5 protein-coding genes are annotated in these 4966 nt (G+C 61.1%); all 5 read right to left on the bottom strand.

Annotated features, from left to right (window positions below; all coding sequences use genetic code 11):
* A partial coding sequence (locus GF399_00025; GenBank protein MBD3398704.1) for an oxidoreductase occupies nucleotides 1-168 on the bottom strand: 168 nt, incomplete at its 3' end.
* A 15-nt stretch (nucleotides 169-183) separates the two neighbouring features.
* Complete coding sequence (locus GF399_00020; protein ID MBD3398703.1) at nucleotides 184-969, bottom strand: hypothetical protein; 786 nt, start codon at nucleotides 967-969, stop codon at nucleotides 184-186.
* Nucleotides 970-1021: 52 nt separating this feature from the next.
* A complete protein-coding gene (locus GF399_00015) occupies nucleotides 1022-1660 on the bottom strand; it encodes a hypothetical protein (protein MBD3398702.1) in 639 nt (212 codons plus the stop codon).
* Nucleotides 1653-3449, bottom strand: coding sequence for a DUF2029 domain-containing protein (locus tag GF399_00010; GenBank protein ID MBD3398701.1), 1797 nt, complete (start codon nucleotides 3447-3449; stop codon nucleotides 1653-1655). The genes GF399_00015 and GF399_00010 overlap by 8 nt, the downstream gene beginning before the upstream one ends.
* Nucleotides 3020-4399 carry a DUF2029 domain-containing protein gene (locus GF399_00005; protein MBD3398700.1) on the bottom strand — a complete coding sequence of 460 codons (1380 nt, stop codon included), beginning with the start codon at nucleotides 4397-4399 and terminating at the stop codon, nucleotides 3020-3022. The genes GF399_00010 and GF399_00005 overlap by 430 nt, the downstream gene beginning before the upstream one ends.
* Nucleotides 4400-4966 lie beyond the last annotated feature (567 nt).

Here is a 4966-nt window from a genome sequence, read left to right as displayed (position 1 = left end):
GTAGAGCAGGGAGTTGCCGCCTTTGACGGTCAACTCCTTGTCCTCGTTGAGGATCAGCTCGCACTCGCCGTATTCGGCCAGGAAGCGGTCGGCCAGGGCCAGGAGGAGGCCCAGTCCGACGGCGATCCCGCCGATGACGGCGGCCGAGGTCAGGATGAAGGTGAGCATTGTTTCATCCTTGTGTTATTTTTCCCTAGGGTTCTCAATAATTAATTCTTCTAAATAATTTACAAGTATGTCATTTATCATGCTATCACTCGACAATACTTTATCAACATACAAATTACAATAAATCAGTTGCTCTAAATCACAGTAATCGTTATAGAGTGCAACCTCATCCTCAACAATTTTCCTTAGAATGTATGCATAATATGCATACACATAAGTCCTTAATCCTGTTGGGATTTCTTCATATTTACATTTTATAGAGTTATCATTAATTGCATCCCTAAGTCTATCTGTAAGAATATCTAGCATTTTTCCTTCGTCAATAAGATCGGGCAAGTCATCTATCAAAGCATTAAAATTATTACTTTCTAGGTTTTTCTTACCGCCATAATATATATACAGAATAGGTCGAATTCTATTAACATCTTCTTTAAAGGCTAATGACGCATTCGTCCTCACCCCTTCTATATCTTGTAAGTATTCCACGACCTGCTGGTCACCTGGATTATTTACAAAATCATTAATGTTACTAATATACATCGCACTATTATTGAGTGCTTTCTCTCCAATCAAATGCTCCTTAAGAACTTCATTACTATCAGGAACCATATCATATTTTAATAGCTTACGTGCCACATTTACCTTTTTAGCTGTATCTGTTCTTGTTGATGTTGATATTTCTATAAAATTGATCATGCTACTATATAAATCATGATCTTTATAATGTTCTTCAAATGCCTCTTCGTCTAGTGTGCCATCTTCTAAATCATAGAAAACGTTTGTGTCGAGTAAATACCGCATCTCTCCTCCTTATAGTAAGAGTTTTTGTTAACAACATGTAACTACAAAAAACCTACGGTTCGTCGGAGTAGTCGACCAGCCGGGCGGCGGTGCCCGCCGGGGGATCGTCCCGCAGAGCGGCGAACAGAGCGTCGAGCCCCGGCGGTTCCTCCGTCGCCAGGGCGACGACGAGGTAGAGCTCGAAGACGGCGCTGATCTCGACGCTCTCGTCCTCGGGGTAGAAGCCGCCGACGTCGAGGTGCAGCAGGTCGCCGTAGGCCGGTGGTTCGAGGGCGGTGTCGAACTCGTGGCCGGCGACGTCGAGCCATTCCGCGTCCCGGCCCGGCCGCAGGGTCAGCCGGTAAGTCGGGATGTCGTCGACCCACTCGTCGCCGGAGACGCCGTAGCGGATGAACAACCGGTAGTCGGCCTCCGGGTCCGGGGTGAAGCCCAGGGGCGTCGACAGCTCGAAGTAGGTTCCGGCGGCGACGTCGCGCAGCACCACGGGGATGATGAAGCCGGCGGCGGGATCCTCGCCCAACCGGCCCGCGGTGTTGGGCATGACGTTGTACAGCAGGACCTGGTTGCCGTAGCGCTCGAGGCCGGCGGTGTAGTAGTCGTTCTCGAGGGCGGTCGACAGGTCGGGGGGCCGGACGTCGGCGGTGGCGGCGAAGACCAGGGTCAGCACGAGCAGGAGAAGGAGTTTACGCATCTTCGACTCCCTGGGGTAGCGCCGGGTCGCTCGGGGACGGAGTTGGCCCGGACGTTGACAACGTGCTCCAGCGCCGTGTCAGCAGCCAGCCGTAGACCGCCAGCAGGTAGGCGACGAAGGGGTAGAAGAAATGGGCGTAGCGCAGCGGCCGGGCCGCCTCGCCGATCAGGGCGCCGGGGAGGATGTCGCCCAAGGCCAGCAGGTTGACCCCCAGACCGAGGACGACGAGGACGGTCAGCGGGCCGCGCCCGGCGGAGTCTTCCCACCAGTATAGTACCAGAAGCAGCAGGGCGGGGACCAGGCCCAGATAGTGATGCTTCCAGGTGGTGGCGGTCAGTGCCAGGGGCAGGGCCGCCAGCAGGGCGTAGTCGATGAGGCGGCCGCGGTAGCCGCCGGGGCGCTTCCACAGCGCGGCGACGGTCCCACCGACCAGCAGCAGGGCCAGGATCCGCCGGCCCCAGACGACCAACGGCTCAGTCACGACGGCCACCCGGGAGGCCTCGAGGCTGAAGTCGGCGGCCGCGCTCAGCCGGGTCAACAGGGCCGCCGGGGCCTGGTTGTCGTACCAGGTGTGGACGCTCACGGCGCCGAGGAAGCTGCGCGACAGGCACTCCAGGTAGACGGCGTACTCGCCGAACAGCCGCTCCGGCCCCCAGACGACGAGGGGAACGACGAGGTTGAGGACCAGAAAGATCCCCGTCGCCCAGAGGATCACCCTCCAGCGTCCGCGCAGCAGCAGGTAGACCAGCAGCAACCCCGGGGTCAGCTTGAGCGCCGTCGCCAAACCCAGCAACAGGCCGGCCCCGGCGTCGTGGCCACGCTCCAGTTGATGGACGCCGGCCAGGACCAGCAGCAACAGGACGGCGTTGAGCTGGCCCGCGGTCAGGTTCTTGTTCCAGAAGGCCCAGCTCAGCGCCAGCAGCCAGAGCAGGATTGAGCGGCGGCCACGCCGGTGGCGCAGCGGTTCGACGAGCACCAGGGCGAACAGCAGGGCCAGCGCCGTGGCCGCCAGGTTGACCAGGCCCCAGAGGAAGGCGAACAGCCCCACGGGCAGCCAGGCCAGGGCGGTCAGGGCCAGGGCGAAGAAGGGCGGATAGAGATACTCGCCGCCGCTCCAGCGCTCCCGGTAGAGGGGCCGGTCCTCGATCACGGCGCGACCGTAGCCGTGGAAGCGGGCCAGGTCGGTGTCGCCCCACTCGACCAGCCGCAGGCCGACGTAATAGGTCAGCCCGAGGATGATCAGCAGGCCGAGGCCCACCAAGGCTTTGGTCCACCAGGCCCGGCCCCAGAGCCGCTTCAGCCCGTCGGCCGCCGGGCGCCAGACGGCGGCGGGCTCGGGGACGGCCGGCCGCTCGGCGTTCACGGCGGCGGTTCGGGCTCGCGGCGCTTGAGCCGACGGTAGAGCAGATAGCCCCAGACCGCCGTCATGTAGACGGTGTAGGGGTAGAAGAAATGCGCGGCCTGGTAGTATTGGAGGTTGCTCTCGAAGAAGCCCGGGGCCGCGAAGCTGACCACGTAATACAACAACGGCAGGTTGATGGCCGCGCCGTAGAACACCAGCAGACTCAGACCGACCCGCCGCCGCTCGCTGTAGAACCAGTAGGCCAGCAACAGGTTGGCCGGCAGCAGCAGGGTCAGGTGATGGGTGCCGGTTACGCCGATCAGGAGCAACAGCGCCGCCAGCATCAGGGCGTAATCGATCAGCCGATCCTCGTAATCCCGTCGGCGCCGCCAGAGGGCGAAGGCCGTCGAACCCAGTACGGCCAGCTTGACCCCGCGCATCAACCAAGCGAAGGCCGTCGGACTCAGGCTGACGAGGTTGATCGAGTGGACGTAGTGGAAATCACGATCGGTCAACAGACGCGCCAGGGCGTTGTAGAGACCCTGGTTGGTGTACCAGGGGGTGAACCTGGCGTCGCTGACCAAAAAGTCGGTCATGCAGCTGATGTATTTGCCGATCTCACTGAGGTAGGTCTCGAAACCGTGGGTGACGACGGGAAAGACGACGTTGAGCACCAAAGCGACCACCGCCGACGACAGCAGGATCCGCCAGCGACCGCGCAGCAGGAAGTAGAGGATGAAGACCCCCGGGATCAGCTTGACCGAGAAAGCCAGCCCGAGGTAAACACCCGCCCGGAGGTCACCGCCCTGCTCCGCACGGTAAACACCCGCCAACACCAGCGTCAACACCAGGGTGTTCACCTGACCGTACTGCAGATTGTAGAAGATGAAAAAGACCGACAACAACAACCCCAGCAGGAGCACCCGGTGGGCCTGGCGCTCCTTGAGCTGCGGCCTGAGCAGGGTCAGCGACAGAACCACCGCCAACACTGTCGACAACAGGCTCAGCAGGTTGAAGATCAGGGCGAACACGGGGTAGGGCACCCAGGCGAACAAGCCGACGAAACCGGCGAAGAAAGGCGGGTAGAGGTAGCTGAAGCCTTCCCAGCGCAGTTGGTATAGCTCGCCCCCCTCGTAGTAGGTTCGGCCGAAGTCGTAGAACAGCCGCAGATCGATCTGGCCGTAGACCGGCAGCTTGTGGACCAGCAAACCGATGACGCCGAGAACGCCCACGCCGCCGAGCAGCAGGAGAACCTTACTCCGCCAATCCCGGCTCCACCACGCGGCCAGACGGACCCCGAAGGGCCGCAATGTCTCTGTGATGCTCGGCTGGACGAGTTCCGTCTTCACTGGGGGATGAGCCTTTCCTGTTGCGGGGAGGTAGATCGTTACAGTCAAAACAGCCGACTAGGCGCCGGATTGTTGTTACCAGTCTTCGGGGTCCGCGGGCAGGTTGTCGATCAGATCGGGCCAGCCCTCGTTACCCGGCAGCACGCCGACGGCGGTCAGGATGCTGACGCAGTCCGGCGGCAGCTCGTCGAAGCGCAACAGCACCGCCAACCCGTACTCCAGCTCCGCCGCCCGGATCGGCTGGGTGAAGTGGCGCCCCGTCAGCAGGCCGCCCGCGGAGATCAGCTCGCCGTTGCCCGTATAGATCGTCATCTGCGCCGTCGTCTCCGGCGGCCCGATGTAGTAGTAGAGCTGCAAGCCGTAACCCGCGTCGGCGTCGGCCTCGACGAACCACGGCAGCGGCGGCAGCTCGAACCAGACCGCCATCCCGCTGCGCGGCTCCTCGATCAAATACGGTAGGGCGAACCCCGCCGTCGGCTCATCGGCGAAGTAGGCGTCCTCCTTCAACTCCCGGAACCAGAGGTAGACGTTACCCGCCTCCGGACCCTCGATGAGGACGGCCTCCTCGGCCCAGTACCAGGCGTTGTCGATCTCACGCAGCTCCTCGGCCGCCGG

The sequence above is a fragment of the Candidatus Coatesbacteria bacterium genome (assembly GCA_014728225.1).
In the GTDB taxonomy this organism is placed as follows: Bacteria; RBG-13-66-14; RBG-13-66-14; order RBG-13-66-14; family RBG-13-66-14; genus WJLX01.
This window is presented reverse-complemented; position numbering and strand designations above follow the sequence as displayed.